The organism is Sagittula stellata E-37, from assembly GCF_039724765.1.
GTDB lineage: Bacteria > Pseudomonadota > Alphaproteobacteria > Rhodobacterales > Rhodobacteraceae > Sagittula > Sagittula stellata.
Map to the genome: position 1 here is coordinate 4297667 of NZ_CP155729.1, position 21323 is coordinate 4318989.

The 21323-nt window shown below is 65.7% G+C and carries 16 protein-coding genes; 9 read left to right on the forward strand and 7 right to left on the reverse strand.

The features are described 5' to 3' along the window. The first annotated feature begins 12 nt into the window (after positions 1-12). From ABFK29_RS20505 to ABFK29_RS20515, 3 genes are read left to right on the forward strand one after another with little or no spacing between them, the layout of a single operon-like run. The gene (locus ABFK29_RS20505) at positions 13-1209 is read left to right on the forward strand and encodes a toxic anion resistance protein (protein ID WP_005862375.1); all 1197 of its coding nucleotides are present in this window, start codon (positions 13-15) and stop codon (positions 1207-1209) included. Positions 1210-1268: 59 nt separating this feature from the next. Beyond that, positions 1269-2246 carry a DUF2927 domain-containing protein gene (locus ABFK29_RS20510; protein WP_005862377.1) on the forward strand — a complete coding sequence of 326 codons (978 nt, stop codon included), beginning with the start codon at positions 1269-1271 and terminating at the stop codon, positions 2244-2246. Between the two features lie 49 nt (positions 2247-2295). After that, positions 2296-3420 carry an SPFH domain-containing protein gene (locus ABFK29_RS20515; protein WP_005862379.1) on the forward strand — a complete coding sequence of 375 codons (1125 nt, stop codon included), beginning with the start codon at positions 2296-2298 and terminating at the stop codon, positions 3418-3420. Positions 3421-3603: 183 nt separating this feature from the next. On the opposite strand, the gene ABFK29_RS20520 is transcribed toward ABFK29_RS20515, so the two are convergent. Next, a complete protein-coding gene (locus ABFK29_RS20520; RefSeq protein WP_157136589.1) occupies positions 3604-4149 on the reverse strand; it encodes a hypothetical protein in 546 nt (181 codons plus the stop codon). Between the two features lie 154 nt (positions 4150-4303). On the opposite strand from ABFK29_RS20520, the gene ABFK29_RS20525 reads away from it, so the two are divergent. The 4 genes from ABFK29_RS20525 to dtd all read left to right on the forward strand — a co-directional run bounded on the left by ABFK29_RS20525 (position 4304) and on the right by dtd (position 7853). Continuing rightward, positions 4304-4783, forward strand: coding sequence for a cytochrome b (locus ABFK29_RS20525; RefSeq protein ID WP_005862381.1), 480 nt, complete (start codon positions 4304-4306; stop codon positions 4781-4783). Positions 4784-5118: 335 nt separating this feature from the next. Next, positions 5119-6255, forward strand: coding sequence for a TFIIB-type zinc finger domain-containing protein (locus ABFK29_RS20530; RefSeq protein ID WP_040605003.1), 1137 nt, complete (start codon positions 5119-5121; stop codon positions 6253-6255). Positions 6256-6513: 258 nt separating this feature from the next. Continuing rightward, positions 6514-7413, forward strand: a complete 900-nt coding sequence (locus tag ABFK29_RS20535) for a carbohydrate kinase family protein (protein ID WP_005862385.1) — start codon at positions 6514-6516, stop codon at positions 7411-7413. Beyond that, positions 7410-7853 carry a D-aminoacyl-tRNA deacylase gene (gene dtd, locus ABFK29_RS20540; RefSeq protein ID WP_005862388.1) on the forward strand — a complete coding sequence of 148 codons (444 nt, stop codon included), beginning with the start codon at positions 7410-7412 and terminating at the stop codon, positions 7851-7853. The genes ABFK29_RS20535 and dtd overlap by 4 nt, the downstream gene beginning before the upstream one ends. Positions 7854-7944: 91 nt before the next feature. Here dtd and ABFK29_RS20545 read toward each other — a convergent pair whose 3' ends face one another. The 6 genes from ABFK29_RS20545 to ABFK29_RS20570 all read right to left on the reverse strand — a co-directional run bounded on the left by ABFK29_RS20545 (position 7945) and on the right by ABFK29_RS20570 (position 19192). Continuing rightward, positions 7945-9126 carry an HlyD family efflux transporter periplasmic adaptor subunit gene (locus ABFK29_RS20545; RefSeq protein WP_005862390.1) on the reverse strand — a complete coding sequence of 394 codons (1182 nt, stop codon included), beginning with the start codon at positions 9124-9126 and terminating at the stop codon, positions 7945-7947. Next, the gene (locus ABFK29_RS20550; RefSeq protein WP_005862392.1) at positions 9126-11354 is read right to left on the reverse strand and encodes an ATP-binding cassette domain-containing protein; all 2229 of its coding nucleotides are present in this window, start codon (positions 11352-11354) and stop codon (positions 9126-9128) included. Before ABFK29_RS20550 ends, ABFK29_RS20545 begins: the two co-directional genes overlap by 1 nt. A 14-nt stretch (positions 11355-11368) precedes the next feature. Further along, complete coding sequence (locus ABFK29_RS20555) at positions 11369-12664, reverse strand: TolC family protein (RefSeq protein WP_005862394.1); 1296 nt, start codon at positions 12662-12664, stop codon at positions 11369-11371. Between the two features lie 139 nt (positions 12665-12803). Next, on the reverse strand, positions 12804-17195 hold the full coding sequence (locus ABFK29_RS20560; RefSeq protein ID WP_005862395.1) for a beta strand repeat-containing protein: 4392 nt from the start codon (positions 17193-17195) through the stop codon (positions 12804-12806). Positions 17196-17384: 189 nt separating this feature from the next. Then, complete coding sequence (locus tag ABFK29_RS20565) at positions 17385-18494, reverse strand: Gfo/Idh/MocA family protein (protein WP_005862397.1); 1110 nt, start codon at positions 18492-18494, stop codon at positions 17385-17387. Continuing rightward, positions 18491-19192, reverse strand: a complete 702-nt coding sequence (locus ABFK29_RS20570; RefSeq protein WP_005862399.1) for a GntR family transcriptional regulator — start codon at positions 19190-19192, stop codon at positions 18491-18493. Before ABFK29_RS20570 ends, ABFK29_RS20565 begins: the two co-directional genes overlap by 4 nt. Before the next feature lie 85 nt (positions 19193-19277). On the opposite strand from ABFK29_RS20570, the gene ABFK29_RS20575 reads away from it, so the two are divergent. Further along, positions 19278-20432 (forward strand): LLM class flavin-dependent oxidoreductase, encoded by a 1155-nt coding sequence (locus ABFK29_RS20575; protein WP_005862401.1) that lies wholly within the window; start codon positions 19278-19280, stop codon positions 20430-20432. Further along, positions 20429-21319: an aldo/keto reductase gene (locus ABFK29_RS20580; protein WP_005862403.1), complete on the forward strand. Its 891-nt coding sequence runs from the start codon at positions 20429-20431 to the stop codon at positions 21317-21319. The genes ABFK29_RS20575 and ABFK29_RS20580 overlap by 4 nt, the downstream gene beginning before the upstream one ends. Positions 21320-21323 lie beyond the last annotated feature (4 nt).

The window sequence follows — 21323 nt, forward strand, 5'->3', positions numbered from 1 at the left end:
GGGATCCCTTAGATGTCTGAAAACGTTCGCCAGGAAGCTCAGAAGACGCTCACGATGGTCGATGAGGTCAACGCCACGATCCTGCCGGAACCGGCCGATGCCAACGCCATCGTGCCGTTGAAGGAGGCCCCCGCCGAGACGAGCGAGGAAATCCGCGCCCGGATGGACGAGATCGACATGAGCGACACGAACTCCATCGTTTCCTTCGGCTCTGCCGCGCAGGCCGAACTTCAGACCATTTCGCAGGCGATGCTGACGGATGTGCGCAACAAGGACGTGGGCCCGGCGGGCGACAGCCTGCGCGGCATCGTCACCACGATCCGCGGTTTCTCCGTCTCCGAACTGGACGTGCGCCGCGAACGGTCGTGGTGGGAAAAGCTGCTCGGCCGCGCCGCCCCCTTCGCCAAGTTCACCGCCCGCTTCGAGACGGTGCAGGCGCAGATCGACAAGGTGACCGACGACCTGCTGAAGCACGAGCACCGGCTTCTGAAGGACATCAAATCGCTCGACCTGCTCTATGAAAAGACCCTGCAATTCTACGACGAACTGGCGCTTTACATCGCCGCCGGCGAGGAGAAGCTGGAAGAACTGGACGGCATCGTGATCCCCGCGAAGGAGAACGAGGTTCAGAACGCCGACGAAGGCGACCAGGTGATGAAGGCGCAGGAACTGCGCGACCTGCGCGCCGCCCGCGACGACCTGGAGCGCCGGGTGCACGACCTGAAGCTGACGCGCCAGGTCACCATGCAGTCGCTGCCCTCGATCCGGCTGGTGCAGGAGAACGACAAGTCGCTCGTGACAAAGATCAACTCGACGCTCGTGAACACCGTGCCGCTGTGGGAAACCCAGCTTGCGCAGGCGGTCACCATCCAGCGCTCGAAGCAGGCCGCCGCCGCCGTGCGCGACGCCAACGACCTGACCAACGAGCTGCTGACCTCCAACGCCGCCAACCTGCGCGACAGCAACAAGATGATCCGCGAGGAGATGGAGCGCGGCGTCTTCGATATCGAAGCGGTCAAGCAGGCCAACGCCGACCTGATCGGAACCATCGAGGACTCCTTGCGTATTGCAGACGAGGGCAAGGCGCGTCGCGCCAAGGCCGAAGAGGAGCTGAAGAAGATGGAACACGAACTCCGCGACACGCTGGCCTCCGCGAAGGCCCGCAAGACCGGAACCGGCGACGTCGCCGCGACCTCCGTGCCGTCCTGATCATGGCGGCACCGCAAATTATTGCCGGGTCCGACAGGGCCCGGTTCGATGTTCGGCGCATGTTCCGGTCATGGCTGCCGGCCTTGCTGTGCGTCGGGGTCCTTTCGGCGTGTGACGAGGCCGCGCTTGCGCCCGGGCAGACCGACATCACGCCCGAAGCCCGCCCCGCGCCCGAAGCCGTCCCCGCACCGGTCACCGACGCGGCCCCCAAACCGCCCTCCGCCGCCTCGCGTGAGATTGCGGCCTATTACTCTCGCGTGCAGGCCGACAACCTCGCCCGCGGCCTCCTGCGCACCGACGGCGGCGGCCCCGACACGCCGTTCACCGACACCATGCTGGTGCGCAATTTCATGGCCATCGCGCTGGAAGAGGAATACGTCCGCGGCCAGGGCCTGCGCCCGGTCGGCCCCCACGACTCCTCTGCGGTCAAGAAGTGGACCCAGCCGGTGCGCGTGACGACCGAATTCGGCCCCGGCGTGCCGCGCGACCAGATCGACTGGGACCGCGCCGAAGTGGCGAAATACGCCGCGCGCCTCGGACGCATCACCGGCCACCCGGTGTCGATGAGCAACGACAACCCGAACTTCTACGTCCTCTTCATGTCCGAGGACGACCAGCCGCTGATCGCCAACCGGATCCGTCAGCTCGTGCCGGACGTGAACCCCAACGCGCTGCGCATCTTCCGAAACCTGCCGCGCGGCATCCATTGCCTCGTGATGGCCTTCGCCACCGATTACGGCGGCTACGACTACGGTACAGCGATCGCGGTGATCCGCTCGGAACACCCGGACCTGATGCGCCGCTCCTGCGTGCACGAGGAAATGGCACAGGGCTTCGGCCTGACCAACGACAGCCCCACGGCGCGCCCGACGATCTTCAACGACGACGACGAGTTCGCGCTCCTGACCCGGCACGACGAACTGCTGCTCAAGATCCTCTACGATCCGCGCCTGCGTCCGGGCATGTCGCCCGAAGCGGCCCTGCCCATCGTCCGCGAAAAGGCCGCCCAACTCGTCGGCACCGGCAATTCAAGCTGACCGCGCCTCGCACCGCCGTCCGACCGTTTTGAAATAAGGAGAGATTTCAATGCCGATCTGGGATTTCCTCAAGGGACAGTTCATCGACGTCATCCACTGGACGGACGACACCCGCGACACGCTCGTCTGGCGGTTCGAGCGCGAAGGCCACGAGATCAAGTACGGCGCGAAGCTCACGGTGCGCGAGGGCCAGGCGGCGGTCTTCGTCCACGAAGGCCAGCTGGCCGACGTCTTCACCCCCGGCATGTACATGCTGGAAACCAACAACATGCCGATCATGACGTCGCTCCAGCACTGGGACCACGGCTTCCAGAGCCCGTTCAAGTCCGAGATCTACTTCGTCAACACCAACCGCTTCACCAACCTGAAATGGGGCACGAAGAACCCGATCATGCTCCGCGATCCGGAGTTCGGCCCGACCCGCATCCGCGCCTTCGGCACCTACGCGATCAAGGTCGCCGATCCCGCGCTCTTCATGCAGGAGATCGTCGGCACCGACGGCGAATTCACCACCGACGAGGTCGCCTTCCAGATCCGCAACATCATCGTGCAGGAGTTCTCGCAGGCGATTGCGAAATCCGGCATCCCGGTGCTCGACATGGCCGCCAACACCGGCGAGGTCGGCGGGCTGATCGCCAAGGCCATCGATCCGACGATCGCCGCCTACGGCCTGTCGCTGCCCGAACTCTACATCGAGAACATTTCCCTCCCGCCCGAGGTCGAAAAGGCGCTCGACGCCCGCACGTCGCGCGGGCTTGCCGGCAACCTCGACGACCACATGAAGTGGAAGGCCGCCGAGGCGATGGGCAAGGGCGGCGCCATGGACCAGTCGATGGGCATGGGCTTCGGCGCGGGCATGGGCATGAACATGGCCCAGCAGATGACGCAGCCCTCAGGCGGTCAACCCGGGCCGTGGGGCGGGCAGCAACAGCCCGCGGCGGCCGCGCCACCGCCACCTCCGCCGCCGGTGGAACACGTCTGGCACATCGCGAAGGCCGGCCAGACCACCGGCCCGTTCTCGAAGGCCGACCTCGGCAAGATGGTCACCAGCGGCGAATTCGACCGCGACACCCACGTCTGGACCCAAGGCCAGGACGGCTGGAAAAAAGCCGGCGAGATTGCCGAACTGGCCCAGCTCTTCACCGTCATGCCTCCGCCCCCGCCACCGATGTAAGCCTCCCTTCGGGCTGCGCCACACAGACGCACCGCGCACGCCGAAGTGGCGTCCCGTTGCACACCCAAGGGCGCCGCGGGCACCCGCTCCGGACTCCCGCGGCCATGTCGCGAAACGCGGCACCTTCATCTTGGCAAAAAATACCTCGGGGGGCCGAAGGCGGGGGCAGAGCCCCCTCCTACCTCACCCCCCCGGCAGCACGCCGGGCAAAGCGCTCATCAGCGCCGGGGCATTGCAGGCATAGGCCGGAAAGGCGTGGTCCGTCACCCGCGCCACCGGGAAGGGGCGGAAAGGGTCGACCTGGCTTTCGTACAGCAGTTCTCCGTCCAGGCACAGATCCTGCGCCGCGCTGCCGATGTTGAAGCCGAAGCCGCCCGTGCCGCAGCTCGTCCCGAAGCCGTCCATATTCCACGCCTGCGGCATGTCCACGCCCATGCCTTCGACCAGCAGCTCCGATCCCTCCGGGTCGAGGAAAAGCCGCCAGTCGGTTTCTTCGTTCAGCATCCGCAGGCCCCAGTGGCCGATGGGCGCCCCGTCCTTGGTCCCGTCGACGTGAAAGCAGATCAGGTCGCTGTCCCGCACCAGCGGCCCGGACACGTCCCGCGTGTCGTATTGCAGCGCGCCCGACACCGCGTAGCCGCCCGAGCCGTCCCACTGGAACGCCATGGTCACCGTCTCCGCCCGGACCGGCACCGCCAGCAGGATCAACAAGGTCGTTCGCACAATCACGCCGCAGCCCTCCATAGTCCGCCCCGACCCTAACCGGCTGTGCGCCTGCGGCAAGAGGTCGTCTCAGGCATGCTTGCCATGAATCGCGCGGTCCCTAAACTGGACGCAGCATTTCACGGGTGCCACGGCACCGCTGTTTCATGGATTTCGCAACATGGCCCGCAAACAGGGATATTCCGGCCTGCAGATCGGCCTGCACTGGGTCGTCGCGGTCTTGATCGCAGCGGCCTTCATCACGCACGAGGACATGGGCCGCGCCCTGCGCAGCCGTCTCGAATCGGGAGAGACCGGCGCACCGCTGCACGTCTGGTTCGGGATCGCGGCCCTGGTCTTCATCGCGCTCCGCATCGTCGTGCGCGCCTTCCACGGCGCCCCGCCGCCGCCCGCCGGTCAGCCCCACTGGGCCGACCTGGCCGCGATCTGGGGGCACCGGGTGCTCTACCTGCTGATGATCGCGGCGCCGCTTCTGGGCATCGCCGCATGGTACGGCGGGCTGCGCAGCGCGGGCGACGTGCACGAAGTGGTTGGCAAGGCGCTGGTGATCCTCGCCGCCGCCCACGCCGCCGTGGCGATCCTGCACGCGATCCTGAGACGCGACGGCGTGCTGACCCGGATGGTCCGCCCGCAGGTCTGACGGCACTCTGACGGCACGGGAGAGTTAACGCGGGCGACGCGACGTCACCAAAATCCGCTCCCGCCGCGCCCGGAAAGGTTAACAACCGGCCGGAACGGCCCCCCGAACCGGCCGGTTCACCCCTTACAGCGCGTTCATATCCCTGAACAAACGCTTCCGTCCTTGTGATGCAGGGCCGCGACGCCCCCACATATGCCCAGCGCACGGCCCCTTAACCCGACCGTGCGCCCCGGTCACGAAAGCCAAATGTGACCGTTCGCGGCGCTGCCCCCTTCCCCTTTGCGCCAATCCCCCTAGGATGACCGCAATCCCCATTGTTCCAAGACGTTATTGCCATGAGTGACTCGCCCCCGCCTTTCGAATCCGCTCCGCCGCCCAGCGGCCCGACAGAGGAACACCGCTTCCCCTGCGACCAGTGCGGCGCCGACTATCGCTTTGATCCTGAAAGGAATATGTTGATCTGCGACTTCTGCGGATCGACCCGCGAGGTGATCGAACAGACCGGCCCCTGGGAAGGCGGCCTGAAAGAGCTCGACTTCCGGGCGGCGATCGACAACCTTCTGCCGCTTCAGGAGATGGAGGAGACCCGCGTCACCACCTGCCCGAACTGCGCTGCGCAGCTCGAATTCGACCCGGCGGTGCATGCCACGGAATGCCCCTTCTGTGCCACGCCCGTGGTTGCCGACACAGGCACGCACAGACACATCAAGCCACGGGGATTGCTGCCTTTTGCGCTGGACGAATCCGCCGCGCGGGACTCCATGACCAAATGGCTGGGCAAGCTCTGGTTCGCACCCGGCGGGCTTCAGGACTATGCCCGGAAGGGGCGCAAGATGAGCGGCATCTACGTCCCCTACTGGACCTACGACGCCAACACGGCCTCGCGCTACTCGGGCGAACGCGGCACGGTCTACTACGTGACAGAAACAGTCGTGCGCGACGGCAAACGCCAGCAGGTGCAGGTCCAGAAGATCCGCTGGTCCCCCGCCTCCGGCCATGTCTCGCGCTTCTTCGACGACGTTCTGGTGCTGGCCTCGAAGGCGCTGCCGAAACGCTTCACCGACGCCTTGGAGCCGTGGGATCTGGCCGCTCTGGAACCCTACCGCCCTGAATTTCTTGCCGGTTTCAGGGCCGAAGGCTACCAGGTCGATCTCGACGAAGGTTTTGTCGAGGCGCGCGCCCACATGGACCGGCAGATCGAACGGGACGTGAAGTTCGACATCGGCGGCGACCGCCAGCGCATCCACCGCATCGACACGAACGTCTCTGACGTGACCTTCAAGCACATCCTGCTGCCGGTCTGGCTGGCGGCCTACAAGTACCGGGGCAAGACCTACCGCTTCGTGGTCAACGGCCGCACGGGCCGGGTGCAGGGCGAACGGCCATGGTCGACGTGGAAGATCGCGGTTGCGGTGATTCTCGGCCTGATCGTCGCGGCCGGCGTGGGCTATGTCTTCGCCCAGAACCAGTGAGGGCAGGCGGCGCAAAGCCCCGCCCTACAGCCTGCTGCGCCCCGTGGATTAACGGATTCGTAACCCGTGACGGGCAAGGTGTGACCACCCCGCAACGTGTCCCGCCGGTGACGACCGGAAGGTTAACGGCCCGGTGCGCCGCAATGCACCGGGCATGTTTCTCCGGGTCCGGATCCGCAACATGGGCTTGACCCCTTCCGCATTCGCGTCTCTTCCTGATAGGTAGCGCAAACACGAATGCCAGAAGGGACCGGACCCATGATCCTCTGCTGCGGCGAAGCTCTTATCGACATGCTGCCTCGCGAAACGACCGCAGGTGAGGCGGCCTTCGCCCCCTACGCCGGCGGCGCGGTCTTCAACACCGCCATCGCGCTTGGTCGCCTCGGCGCCCCGGCGGGCTACTTCGGCGGACTGTCGAACGACCTGTTCGGCCAGATCCTGGCATCGACCCTGACGGCCTCGAAGGTCGATCACAGCCCCGCTGCGCGCAGCGACCGTCCCACGACGCTGGCCTTTGTCACGCTGGTGGACGGGCACGCAAAATACGCTTTCTACGACGAGAACACAGCCGGGCGGATGCTGTCGACGGATCAGCTTCCGAAGCTGGACGACACCTGCAAGGCCCTGTTCTTCGGTGGTATTTCCCTGGTGGGTGAACCCGCTGCGGACACCTATGCCGAGTTGTGCGAGCGGGCGGGCGACCGCGTGGTGATGATCGACCCGAACATCCGGCCCGGGTTCATCACGGATGAACCGCGCTACCGTGCGCGCCTGACGGCCATGCTGAACCGCGCCGACGTGGTAAAGATCTCCGACGAGGATATGGAGTGGCTGGGCACGGCGCCCGAAACGCTGCTGAAGCAGGGCGTGGCACTGGTGCTGGTGACGCGCGGCGCGGAAGGTGTCGACATGGTCAGCCGCGAAGGGACAAAGCGCATCGCCGCGCAGAAGGTCTCCGTGGTCGACACCGTTGGCGCCGGCGACACGTTCAACGCGGGCTTCCTCGCCGGGCTCGACCGGGCTGGGCTGCTGAGCCGGGAAAGGCTTGGCGCCGCATGGCTCGACGATCTCGCGCCCGCCGCCGACCTCGGTGCCCGCGCCGCTGCGATCACCGTCAGCCGCGCCGGCGCAAACCCGCCCTGGGACAACGAGTTGTGAGGGCCCTGATCCAGCGCGTCACCGCGGCCCGGGTCGAGATCGGCGGCTCCACCGTCGGAGAGATCGGTCCCGGCCTGATGATCCTCGTGTGCGCCATGCAGGGCGACACGGAGGCAGAGGCCGACCGGCTCGCTGCCAAGATCGCCAAGCTGCGGATCTTCCGCGACGACGAAGACCGCATGAACCGCTCCGTCATCGACACCGGCGGCGCGGCGCTTGTCGTCAGCCAGTTCACCCTTGCGGCGGATACCTCGCGCGGGAACCGGCCCGGCTTTTCCGCCGCCGCCCGTCCGGACGAGGGCGAACGCCTCTACAACCACTTCGCCGCGCAGATCCAGACGCTGGGCATCCCCGTCGCGACGGGCCGCTTCGGCGCCGACATGGCGGTCAGCCTGACCAACGACGGTCCGGTGACGGTCTGGATGGACACCGACAGCTGACTGGCGGCAGTCCCAAGGAGACGGCCGAAGGCCTGCGACGAGACACCCTGTGCGCCGCAGGCGCGCCGCCGGATTACGGATCGTGGCCGGCTTACGGTTCCCGGAAGGCGTCGCGAGATTTGTAGAGCGGTTTCAGGAGATACTGCAGCACCGTCTTTTCGCCGGTGTGCAGTTCCACCTGCGCCTGCATCCCGGGGCGGACTTCCATCGCCGCCTGCCGGTCTGTCATCGCGTCCCGGTCAACACGGGCCGTCACCTTGTAGTGCGGCGGCAGTTCCGGGCGGCGCTCGTCCTTGAAGGTGTCAGCCGAGATCACGTCCACCCGCCCCTTCAGTGCGCCGTAGATCGTGTAATCGTAGGCCGAAAGCTTGATGGTGACTTCCTGCCCGGGACGGATCCCGGCGATGTCCTCCGGCTTCACCTTGGCCTCGACGAACAGTTCCTCGTCCAGCGGGATGATCTGCATGATCTCCTCGCCGGGCCGCACCACGCCGCCGATTGTGGTCACGCTCAGCTTGTTCACCACCCCATGGAGCGGCGACACCAGCACCGTCCGGTTGAGTTGGTCCAGCGACGCCTTCAGGTTCTGCTTCAGCGTCGCAAGTTCCTTCAGCGTTTCGGAGAATTCCTCGGCGCGTGCCAGTTCGGTGCGCGTCACGATCTCGTCGTAGGCATTCTTCGCATCCGCATAGGCTTTGCGCGCGCGCGTCACCTCGATCAGCGCGACGACCTTCTTGTCCAGAAGGTTCTCCATCAGCGCCTTCTCTTCCGCCGCCTGGTCGAGCACCTTCTGCGCCCCCTGACGGCGCGAGATATAGTCGGACTGCCGCGCCGCCAGCAGCGCCTGTTCCGAAGCGACCATGGCTGGCAGGCGCTCCCTCAGCACCTCGGGAACCTCTACCACGGAATTGCCCGACAGCTCCGCCTCCAGCCGCAGCCGGCGGATTTCCAACGCGGTGATCTGGTCGCGCAGGTCGTCCACCGACGATCTGAACTGCGTGCCGTGCAGCCGGGCCAGCACGTCGCCGCGCAGCACTTCGTCGCCTTCCTTCACCAGAAGCTCGGACAAGATGCCGCCTTCGAGGTTCTGGATGATCTGCGGACGGGAGGATGAGATGATCTCGCCCTCCGCCCTCACGATTTCGTCCAGCCACGCCATCGACGCCCAGACGATGAACACCCAGACGGTGATGGCGCACAGCCAGATGGTCATCGAGGGACCGCGCAGGTTCTTCGACAGTTGCGCGCCCAGGTTGGTGGAGGAGGCCGCCATCACGCTACCCCCGTCGCGGGCATGGACGCGGTCACCGGGGCCGGGGCGCCTGCCACCTGTGCGCCGCGCAGATGCGCAAGGACCTGATCGCGCGGCCCGTCCACGATCATCCGTCCGTTCGCCAGGATCATGGTCCGATCCGCCAGTTGCAGAATCGGCACGCGGTGTGTCGCGATCACCGCCGTGCGCCCGGCCAGCCAGTGCTCCAACCGTGAAATCAGCGTCTTCTCAAGCGTCTGGTCCAGTGCAGCGGTGGGCTCGTCCAGCAGGCAGACGCTCGGGTCCTGCAGCCACAGACGCGCCCAGCCGATCGACTGCCGCTGCCCGACCGACAGGCCTTCGCCGCCGTCGCGGATGTCGAGGTCCAGCCCCTTGGGATGCGCCTTCACAAACGGGCCAAGCCCTGCAAAGTCCAGCGCCTCATAAAGCCGGTTGTCGTCCCGCTCTAGCAGAGAAAGATTCAGGTTGTCGCGCAGCGTGCCGTGGAACAGCCGCACGTCCTGCCCGAGGTAGCCGATGTTGCGGCGCAGGTCCTTGGGTTCGATCTGCGCCATCTCCGTTCCGTCCACCAGCACCTTGCCGGTCTGCGGCTGGTAAAGCCCGGTCAGAAGTTTCAAGAGCGTCGACTTGCCCGATCCGTTCGCGCCCAGCACGGAGATCACCTGCCCCGGCAGGATGCTCAGCGCGTTCACGTCCAGAACCGCCGCGCCATCGGGATCGTAGCCGAAACTCACGCCCTGAAGGTCGAAGCGCCCACCCAGTGCCTCGCGGCGCAGGTAGGTGCGGGTCTCGGACCGGTCCTGTTGTACCTCGGCGATGGAATCGAGCCCGTCCAACGCCGCCTTGACGTTGCCCCAGCGGGCAAGGATGCCCGAAAGCTGGGTCAGCGGCGCCAGCGTGCGGGAACACAGAATGCCGACCGCGATGATCGACCCCACGGTGAATTCCCCTGCGAAGACGAGGTAGGTGCCTGTAATGACGGCCGAGACATAGGTGGCTTGCTGGACGCCCTGGCTCCAGAACGTCAGCTTTGCGGCCAGTTTGCGCTGGTCGGAGGACTTCAGGGCCTGCACGGCGCTCAGTTCATCCCACACCCGGGCAAAGCGGTCTTCGGCGCGCTGCGTCTTGATGGTGTCCAGTTCGACGACGGTCTCCTGCAACAGCCGCGACTGCTTGGACGAGGCCCCCTGCATTTCCTGCGTCAGCCGGATCATGCGGCGCTGCATGAAGAAACCGGGGACGACCATCAGGATGCCCCCCGCCACCAACACCCAGACGACGCTGCCCGCGATGGACCAGACCAGAAGCAGGAAGACGAAGATGAAGGGGATGTCGGCAAGCGCGCCCACGGTCGAGGCGGTGAAGAATTCCCGCACCGATCCGAACTCCCGCATGGAGGAGAATAGCTGCGACGGTGTCCGCCCCGGCAGGTCCGACCGCATCCCCAGCAGACGCTTCATCAGCAGGCCCTGCACGCCCAGCTCGATCTGCCGCCCTGCCCCGTCCAGCAATTGAGACCGCGCGATCTTCAGGAAACCTTCGAGCAGCAGCGCCAGACCCGCGCCCGCCGCCAGAACCCACAGCGTCGCCTCGGACTGGTGGGGAATCACCCGGTCGTAGACCTGGAGCGAAAACAACGCGACCGAGACGGCCAGCACGTTCGCCACGAATGAGCCAAGAGCCACCTCTCCGAACTGCTTGGTGAAGTGACCGAACTGCCCCCAGAACCAGTGCCGCTTGCGCTCGACCGCGGCGTGGGTTTCGGCGAGGTAGGCGACCGGTGCCTCTGCCCGGATCAACTGCCCCGAAAAGAAACGCCCGAATTCCGCGAGTTCCACCTCGGAGGTTCGGGATACCGTGGTGTCGTCGTAGATCGTCAGGAAACCCGCGTCTTGCGACAGGACCAGCACCGCCTGCCCGTTCCTCATGACGGCAATGGCCGGCCAGAGCCCGGGCACGAGGCTGTCGGGTTCATCCTCCAGCGCCAGCAATCCCGCGGCCTCGATCCCGCAACGCAGGGCATAGGCATCGTAGCTGTCGTCGCATCCGGCGTTTTGCGACAGGGCTTCCAGGATGTCTGTCGCCTTGGCTTCGACCCCGAGCCGTCCTGCCAGCACACGGACCAGCGTCGCACGGGCACGCGCCCGTGTGCTGAACCGCGACGACGTGCCGGCGCCGTGCCCGGACGGCACCGCCCTCAGAACGGCGTCCCGCGCCCGCCCTGCCATATGCAGGACCTGGCTCAAATCGCGCCGCCTTCGGCCAGCGCGCCGCGCAGGCGGGCCAGCTCAAGTTCCGCGCGGGCGGCCTTGTACTTCAGCTCGATCTCGGTCTCCAGCGCGCGGGCGTAGGTCTCGTACGTGCCCACCACGTCCATGACCTGCCGCTGTCCGCCTTCGAACTGGCGCTGGAACATGTCGAGGTTCTGTTTAGCCGCGGCGGTCAGGCCCTTCGCCTCGCCCGCCTGCCGCTTGTAGGCCGCGAGTTTCGACTGCTGGCTGGCAATGTGGCGGTCCGCGATTTCGCGCGCTTCGGCGACCTTCCGGTCAGACGTCTCCTTGGTCGCCTCGATGGCCTTGAACTCTGCCAGCGTGCCAAGCCCGAAAAGGGAGTCCGTTGTCACTTCCAGCCCGGCGCCGGTGTCGCCGTGGCGATTGACGGTTCCGGTGGCCGCAAGGCCCGGCAGGTGGCCCGCCCGCTCGATCCGGGCCATGGCCAGCGCCTGTTCCCGTTCGGCGCGTGCGCGCAGGACGCCGAGAGCCTCGCCCGCCGCATCGTCGCGCAGTCCGCCAAGCCCGCGCAGATCCGTCAGGGACAGCGCCGTCATGGCGTTCAATTCGGCGATGGCCGTCGCTTCCGCCTCCTGCGCCTCTGCGGAACGCGCGCGGATGGAAGCCAGTTTCTGTTGCAGGACGTTCAGGTCGGAGGTGTTCGAAACGCCACCCTGCACGCGCTGCTGCAGGACCCATTCGAACTTTGCCATGTCGTCGTAAGCGCGGTCGAGGTGCAGCGAAAGATCGCGGCTTTCCTCTGCCGTTACGTAAAGCGACAGCGCCTCGAAGACCCGCCGGTTGCCGTCCTCGACAAGCTGAACCGCCGCGCGTTCGACATCCGCCTTTGCCAGGTCGCGCTCGGCCACCTTGCGCCCGTTGTCGAACAGCACCTGGTTCACGACCATCTCCGCGACCAGATCGCCGAGAGAGGTCAAGGATACACGCGGCCCGATCTTGGGCATCCAGTTCTTCTGAGCCGCTTCGGCCCGCAGTTCCGCCACGCGCAACTCCGCCTCCGCCACCCGGGCGTCGGAGGCGATGACGGCGTGCGATACGCGGGCATAGGGCGTGCCGGAAATGATGACCGACGGACGGGTCTGGAGGGCGGATATGATCTCCGAGGCGTCACCTTGTCTGACCACGGCCTTTCGGACGCCGCCATCCTGTTCCGCCGGAATCGTCGCTTCCGCGCTTCTGAAGCGCGAAACGATGCCTTCGCCAATGTCTGTTGAACACCCTGCCATCATCGCCGTGATGGCGATCATGGACAGACTACGCCTGATTACTAAACTCATTTCGTGCCCCCGTTGTCGGCCCGACTGCTCTGGGTACCGGGATTCGGGGGCCGGTTGGTCCGGCCCTCCGAATGTCTTGCTTTTGCGCCCGCCATGCAGGCACCTGTCTTCAGATGACCACGTTGGTAATGTCGTCATCGATTAGGACAGTGGCACCGCCCAGTTCGAAGACGTTGAAGGTATTGCCGTCCTGCGTCACCGTTCCGTTCGAGGTGGCGCCGGAGATCGTGACCATGTCGTCCGAACCGCCGTGGATCGCCACCGTGTCGGTGGTGGAGGACAGCGCCTGGATCTGGCTTTCGGTGATCGTAAGCTGGCTGTCCTCGGCGAAATGCAGGTCGATCGTATCGACGTTGAACTGCCGCAGCGCAGATGCGATGTCATCCGACATCTGCACCTGGTTGGTGTGCGGGTCGTCCGTCACGAGGTAGGCGCCGGAGGTGTTGCCCGCCTGATCTGAAGACGCCAGCACCAGGTGCGTGCCATCGGCGACGGTGTTCTGCAGGAACAGGTAGGTGTCCGGCCCGGCCGACACGGAGTTGGCGATCTGAACCTCGGAGACATTCGGGTTGCCCGACGGATCGCCGACCTTGCCGAGGAACAGATCGTCGGCGGTCGTATCGGTCCAGACCTGCGCGACCCCGCCGCCGCTGCGGCCATAACCGGTCCAGCTCAGGGTGTCCGGAGCTTCGGTGTCGATGCTCAATGTCTCGGTGATCGAGGCGGTGTTGCCCGCCGCGTCCACGGCCGAGATATGCACCGGCGTGCTGAGCGTTCCGGTCGGGATCGAGGAGGACGGCACATCCACTGTCCAGCTTCCGTTCGGTGCCACCGTCGCCACATGGGTGTGGCCGTCGATCTCGATCTCGACGGTCGAGCCCGGCTCCACGTTGCCGGTCAGGGTGATGCCGGCCGCAGCCTCCGCAAAGTTCACGACGCCATCGCCCGCAACCGTGCCGGTGGTCTCCAGCAGGTTGACCAGCGTGTCGATGGCGAAGTTGACCTGCGTCGATGCCGTGTTGCCGGCCATATCGGTGGTGTTCACCGTGGCGGAGGCCGGCATCTCGCCCGCAGGGACCCGCGCGGCGGAAAAATCCACCGACCAGTTGCCGAGGCTGTCCACCGTCGCGTCGTGCGTCACACCGTTGAAGGTGACGGATACGGTGGCGCCTGGCTCTGTCGTGCCCTTGAGGGTGAAGCCGTCCGACGCTTCTGCGGCGTTGATGACGTTGTCACCTTCGACCGGATCGGTGGAGGTGGCGAAGTTCTGCACCTCGGTGTCGACTTTCACGCTGTCGGTCCGGGTCAGCGTATTGCCCGCGCTGTCCACGATCTGCGCCGTGATCTGCGCTGTGTAGGTGCCCGGGGCGATCTCGTTCGCGGCGAAAGGAGCAACCCAGTTGCCGTTGGCGTCGGTCAGCACCCGGTGCGTCACTCCGTTCATGGTGACATCGACGTACTGGCCCGGGGTCGAGGTGCCGGTCAGCACCACGCCATCGGACGCTTCGACAAAGTTCACCACATCATCGGTTTCCACCGGGTCCGGATCGATGGTCAGGCGGCCCGCATCCGTGTCGATGACCACGTTCCGGGTGATCGTCTCGGAGTTGCCAGCCCGGTCGGTCGACACGGCGGTCAGCACAGTCGTCAGTTCGCCCGTCGGCAGCTTCGAGGCGTCGAAGGTCGCCGACCAGTTGCCGCTCGCATCGACAGACGCATTCACCGTGTGCCCGTTCAGCGTCAGCCGCACGGCGCCGCCGGGTTCGGTGGTGCCGGTCAGGGTCAGGCCCTGAGAGACTTCTGCGGCGTTCATCACGCCATCCGCGCCACCCGGCGTGGAGGTCACGGCGAAATCGCGCACGAAGGTGTCGACCCCGACGCTGCCAGAGGCGGTTGCGGAGTTGCCCGCCGCATCGACGGAAACGGCGCTGGCGGTCAGCGTCGTTTCGCCTGTGGGGATCTCGGCGGCGGCGAAATTCGCGCTCCAGGTGCCGTCGGCCGCGACGGTTGCCGCGTGTGTCACGTTGCCCAGCGACACCTGCACCGTCGATCCGGGCTGCGTGGTGCCGGTCAGGACGACACCATCCGCGCGTTCGGCGAAGTTGATGACGCCATCCGTTTCCACGCCGGACGTCGCGATGGTGACGGTGTTCAGCGTATCCACCGCGATGCTGCCGGAGGTGCTGGCGCTGTTGCCCGCGACATCGGTCGAGGTGACGGCGACATTCAGCATCGTCTCGCCCGCCGGGACTGAGGCGGCGGGAACCGTCACGCTCCAGGTGCCGTTGGCGCCTGCCACGGTGTCGATGGCAAACTGCGTGCCGCCCGCGGCGCCGACCGTACCGGTGATGTGCGCGCCGGGCTCTGCGGTGCCGGTCAGGACAAAGCCGTCCTGCGCCTCTGTCGCGTTGACCACACCGTCGCCTTCGACGGTGGCGGTATTCACGGTCACCGCGGTCTGGGTGTCCACGTCGATGCTGACGGTCTGCGTTGCTGTGTTGCCCGCAAGGTCGGTCGAAGTCACCGAAGCGCCCAGCGTTCCAACACCTTCAGGGATCAGCGCGGGGGGCACAATCACGCTCCACGTACCGGCAGTGTCGGCGGTGGCGCTCAGGGTCTGAGCGCCGATGGCGACCGCGATGGTGGCGCCCGGCTCCGCATTCCCAGTCAGAGTCACACCCGCCGCACGTTCCGCCGCGTTCACCACGAAGTCCGCATCGTCGAAGGTGGCGAACAGCGAGGTATGGCGGTCCACCGCCACAGTGCCGGAGGCCGAAGAGCTGTTGCCCGCCGCATCCACGGCTGTTGCCGTCAGCGTACCGGAATAGCCCAGATCCGAGTGCCCCGGTGCGCCGTCGATCAGGGACGGCGAGAAGTCGAGAGTCCACGTGCCGTCCTGCGCAACGGTCGTCGTGCCCAGCGTAAACCCGCCAGAGGTCACGGTGATCGTCGATCCTGCCTCGCCCGTGCCGGTCACGGTCACGTCAGAACCGTACTCCGCCCCGTTCACCACCCCGTCGACGGCGACGTTGCCGGTGTCGATGGTCACGGCCTGTTCGGTATCGACATCGAAGCTGTGCGAGGTCGTGGAGACGTTGCCCGCCAGGTCGGTGGAGGTGACCTGCGCCGTCGCCGTGTATGTCCCGGTCGCAAGATCGCCGCTGCCGAAGGTCACGGACCACGCGCCGTTGGAGTCGGCGGTCGCGCTTTGCGTCACGCCATCGATGACCACGGAAATCGCGTTGCCCGGCTGGCTCGTACCGCTCAGCGTCACACCGGCGGCATGTTCGGCGGCCGAAATCAGGTCGTCCCCGGTCAGCGGCACGCTGTCGAGCGACACCATGTTGACCGTATCGATCTGCACCTGGTCGGTCACGGTGGTGCTGTTGCCGAACGCATCGGTGGCGGACAGCGAGAAATCGGTGACGTATTCGCCTTCGGGGAAGACGGTTTCGTCGAAAGTGAAGCTCCACGCGCCATCTGTCCCGATGACAACCGTCTCGGACACGGTGCCGATGGTGATCGTCAGTTCCGCGCCGGGTTCGCCATTGCCGGTGATCGTCACGCCATCGGAATGATCGACCGCGTTGACGATATCGCCCAGCGATACGGTGCCGTCGGTGATGTCGATTGCGGGAGGCGTCGTGTCGATCACGAAGGACGGTCCGTCGAGATCGGTCACCGTGCCGTTCGGGTCGGTTACGGAGACGTCGATGTCTTCGTAGGTGCCGTCATCGGGAAACTCGGGGCCGGTGAAGATCACTTCCCATGTCCGGTCGTCGCCGGCGGTCGCGGTGACGGTGTCGTCGCCGATCACCACCTCGATCACCGAACCGGGGTTTGCGGTGCCCGTGACAGTCAGAGTCGGATCGTCGTTGCCGCTGATGGAGTAGGAGTCATCCGGGTTGTCGACGGTCGGGGCAATCCACGAGTCGCCGTTCGACCCGCCGCCACCGCCGCCGCCCTTGCCGCCAACAAGCAGCGGCAGGCCCAGCAGTGCGCCAAGTCCGCCCGCCCCCGCGCCGCCCAAGCCGAGGAGCGGCAGTGCCGCAAGCATGGTGGCTTCTTCGCCCTCGCCGTCGAAGTCGGTCACGCCCTGCGCCACGACCTCTGGATCGTCGATGAAAATCAGGGAGTCGGAGGGGCTCCATTTGCCCCATGTCTCCGTCGGTCCGTATTGGGCGAAGAGCACGCCGCCTTCGCTCTCGACGAAGCTGACTTCGTTCAGTTCACCGTTGGCACTGATGAAGAGACGGCTGTTCGCGCCACCGCTGGCACCGGAGTCGAAGTAGTCCTCAAGCACAATGACGCGGCCATCGGCGAGGGTGATCAGCAGGTCGTTGGCCGCCCGGTCGTAGCCGCGCAGGTCGCTTTGACCGATGTTGAGGGAAATATCGTTACCGGAACCGCCAGCCAGAAGGAACCCTTGTCCTTCGCCACCAACGGAGCCGCGTTCGACCGTACCCTCAGGGGTACGGATCACGAATTCAATCGCATTCATCACTACACCGCTCTTGCCTCTGCGCCCGTCGATTTTTTTTGGTGACAGGCTTATTTTGCTCTGATGACCGGTTAACTGATTTTGATCTCAATCGCTAGGCGAAATTGACGTTGGTGCCGCTTAACGTCGCCCTGGTAAGGATAAACGACAAGATCAGCGTCGGCTTGTGACAAAAATGCGGCGGTCCGCTCAACCATCGAAATACGTTGCTGCGCCGCGTTGTGCCGCAAGTTGTGCGGCCAATCCCATTCTCACAGCCCATGCGCCGTCCTGCAAAGACACCTCGCAGGACGCGCCCTGACGGACCGCTTCCAGGAACCGGACATGCTGGTAATAGGTCGCGCCATTGTGGTCGCCCGCGTCCAACAGGGCCGGATCGACGGGGATTTCGACGGCGCGTGGCGCTTTCGGGGCACGTGGACTGACGATGACCTGCGGCACCGGCGCCTCGGACACCGGGCCCGGCCAGAAGCGGGTCGGCCCGGGGACCAGCGCCTCGATCTTGCCGGTCGGACCGACGGCCGACAGCTCCTCCTGGTAGCGGGAGCCTTCGGCGTACATGCACAGTTCAAGCATGGCGCGCGCGCCGCTGGCAAAATCGACGATGACGTAGGCGCTGTCCCAGATGTCCGGCACCTCCTCACCATAGCGTTCGTCGAGGTGGTTCACCTCCTGCCCGGCACTGGCCATGATCCGCACCGGATCGGACTTCAGGACCAGACGCATCAGATCGAAGAAGTGGCAGCACTTCTCCACCAGCGTGCCGCCGGTGTTCCGGTTGAAACGGTTCCAGTCGCCGACCTTCGGCAAGAAGGGGAAGCGATGTTCGCGGATTGTCAGCATCTTCACCCCGCCGGTCGCGGCCTCGACCTGCTGAAGGAAGGTCGCGACCGGCGGCATGTAGCGGTATTCCATCGCCACCCAGATCGGCGCCGGATAGCTTGCCGCGATGCGCGCCACGCGTGCCGCATCCTCCGGCGCGGTATAAAGCGGTTTTTCCATCAGGATCGGCAGCGGCCTGTGCTCTGCGATGTGTTCCAGCTGTGACAGGTGCAGGTGGTTCGGACTGGCGACCAGCAGGGCGTCGATGTCGGGGCGGGCCAGAAGTGCGTCGACACTGTCGGCCTGGACGGCCCCGGGTGCAAGGGCGCGCGCGGCACCGGCCATCGCCTCCGACGGCTCATAGATTGCGGCGACACGGGCATTCGGCAGAAGGGCAATGTTGCGCAGATGCTCCTGCCCCATCATGCCACAGCCGATGACGCCGTATTTGACGGTCGCGAGAGAGAGGTCCTTCATTTCAGCCGTGCCACGTAAGTTGCAACCGTCGTGTCGATCCAACCGCGCGACACCTCTGCCCGTGCGCCTTCGCGCGAGAAACTGATACGCGATGCCAGAAGCGTCGGTGTGCCGGCCGCCAGCCCATACGACGCGGGCGCCCAGTCGGGGACTGGCGCAACGGTCATCCGGTCTTCCACCCGGCCGATCGTCAGGCCAAGCCTGTCGCGGTAGAATAGATAGAGCGACTCCGACAGGTCGGCGCGCGTCATCCTCGCCGCGTAGGACGCATCCAGGAAGACCTCTTCGAGGATCGCCGGCACGCGGTTCAGACGGCGCAGGCGCCGGATGCGCCATGCCTCCCTGTCCGTCCCGAAGGCCGGAAGGTCATCCGGTTTCGGCACCTTGGTTACGTCCAGGATTTCGGCCGTGGGCAGGCCGCCACCCTCCAGCAGCTCGACCCGAAAGAAGGCATAGACCGCCTGCACGTCGGCCCGTGCGCGGATGTAGTTGCCCGACCCCTGCACCCGGTCCAGCAGACCTTTCTCCGTCAGGTCGGCCAGCGCCTTGCGCAGCGTGCCCACCGAAATACCCAGCTTGGCGGCGTAGTCGCGTTCGGGCGGCAGGCGCTCCCCATCCACTATCCGCCCGGCATTGATCTCCCGGATCAGCATCTCGCTGATCTGGAGGTACAGTGGCAGGGCATGGCGGTCGGTCATTGCGCGCGTTCCGAAATTGATACACCATTGATCTACCCAAATTCCGCGGCTAAGCAATATGGAAAATGCGGACCGGAGACATCTTATGACCGTTGTGCCCATCACCTCCCCCGATCTCGACGCCGCCGAGGTGTCCTGGTTCGCGGCGCTTTGCTCCGACGACTACGAATATCTCGGAGTCCCTGAGGGCCGGTTAAGGTCGTCCTGGGCGCATTGTTCCTCCATCGTGAGGGAGGCCGAGCAGCAGGGCTTCCGCAACATCCTCTGTCCGTCGAGCTATCAGGTGGGCCAGGACACGCTGTCCTTCGTCGCGGGCTGCGCGCCGATCACCTCGAAGATCAACATGCTGGCCGCCGTGCGCTGCGGCGAGATGCAACCGATCATGCTGGCCCGGACCATCGCGACGCTGGATCACATGCTTGAAGGGCGGCTGACGGTGAACATCATCTCATCCGATTTTCCGGGCGAGAAGGCCGAGAGCGGCTTTCGCTACCGGCGGTCCCGCGAGGTGGTGGAAATCCTGAAACAGGCGTGGACCCGCGATCAGATCGACTATGATGGCGAGGTCTACAGCTTCCACGGCCTGACGACCGATCCTGCCCGCCCCTACCAGACCGGCGGACCGCTCCTGTATTTCGGCGGCTACTCTCCCGACGCGCTGGAACTCTGCGGCCAGCATTGCGACGTCTACCTGATGTGGCCCGAGCCCAAGGACCAGATCGCCGAGCGGATGAAGGCGGTCCACGCGGTGGCCGAACGGTACGGGCGCACGCTGGACTATGGCCTGCGCGTCCACGTCATCGTTCGCGATACCGAAGCCGAAGCCAGGGAATACGCCGAACACATCACGTCGAAGCTTGACGACGAAATGGGGCGCCTGATCCGGGATCGCGCGCTGGATTCCGGTTCCCTCGGGGTTTCGCATCAGGCCCGCGCCCGCGAACTTGCGGATCAGTTCGGATACGTGGAGCCGCACCTCTGGACAGGCATCGGCCGGGCCCGGTCGGGCTGCGGGGCGGCAATCGTCGGCTCCACCGACCAGGTTCTGTCGGAACTGGAAGAATATCGCCGGATGGGCATCCGCGCCTTCATCCTGTCGGGCTATCCTCATCTGGACGAATGCCGCCACTTCGGCAGCCGCGTGCTGCCGCACCTGAAGACCTGTTCTTTGCCGGAAGCCTACGGCAGGGTGCCGGCCACCGCACCCGACACCCCGCTTGCCGCAGGAGCCCGCCGATGACCCCTCGCATCCAGATTACCGACGACCTGTCTTTTTCGCGCCTCGTCTACGGCATGTGGCGGCTGGGCGACGATGCCGACACCTCGCCGGAACACGTCCGCAACAAGATCGCCGCCTGTCTCGACCAAGGGATCACCACACTGGACCAGGCGGACATCTACGGCGGCTACATGGCCGAGGATATCCTCGGCGGCGCACTGACACCTGCCCTCCGCAACGAGGTCGAAATTGTCACCAAGTGTGACATCGTCGCGCCCGTGGGCCGCCATGCGGGCCATCGGGTGAAACATTACGACACAACGCGCAAGCACATCCGGGCATCGGTCGACGCAAGTCTGAAGCTGATGCGCACCGATCGCATCGACCTGCTGCTGATCCATCGCCCCGATCCGCTGATGGACCACAAGGAAACCGGCGCTGCGCTGGACGAGCTGATCGACAGCGGCAAGGTGCGGGCCGTGGGTGTCTCGAACTTCCGGCCGTGGGATTGGGAGCTATTGCAATCCGGCATGACCACTCCGCTCGCAACCAACCAGATCGAGATATCCTTGCTGCATCACCAGCCGATGACCAACGGCGACCTTGCCTTTCACCAGCGCCACGGCCATCCGGTCATGGCGTGGTCGCCACTGGGCGGAGGTGCCCTCTTCGCCGAATCCAGTGCTCCTCTGCGCGCGCGCCTGAACGAGATTGCCGAAGAACAAGGCACGGATGCCGCGGCAGTCGCTGTTGCCTGGCTAATGACACATCCGGCAAGCATTCTGCCGGTTCTGGGCACGAACACCCTTGAGCGTATTGCCCGGATCGGCGATGCCTCGCGCGTGACGCTCGACCGGGAGACATGGTTTGAACTCTATACCCTCGCCCTCGGCCACGAAGTGCCCTGAGGCC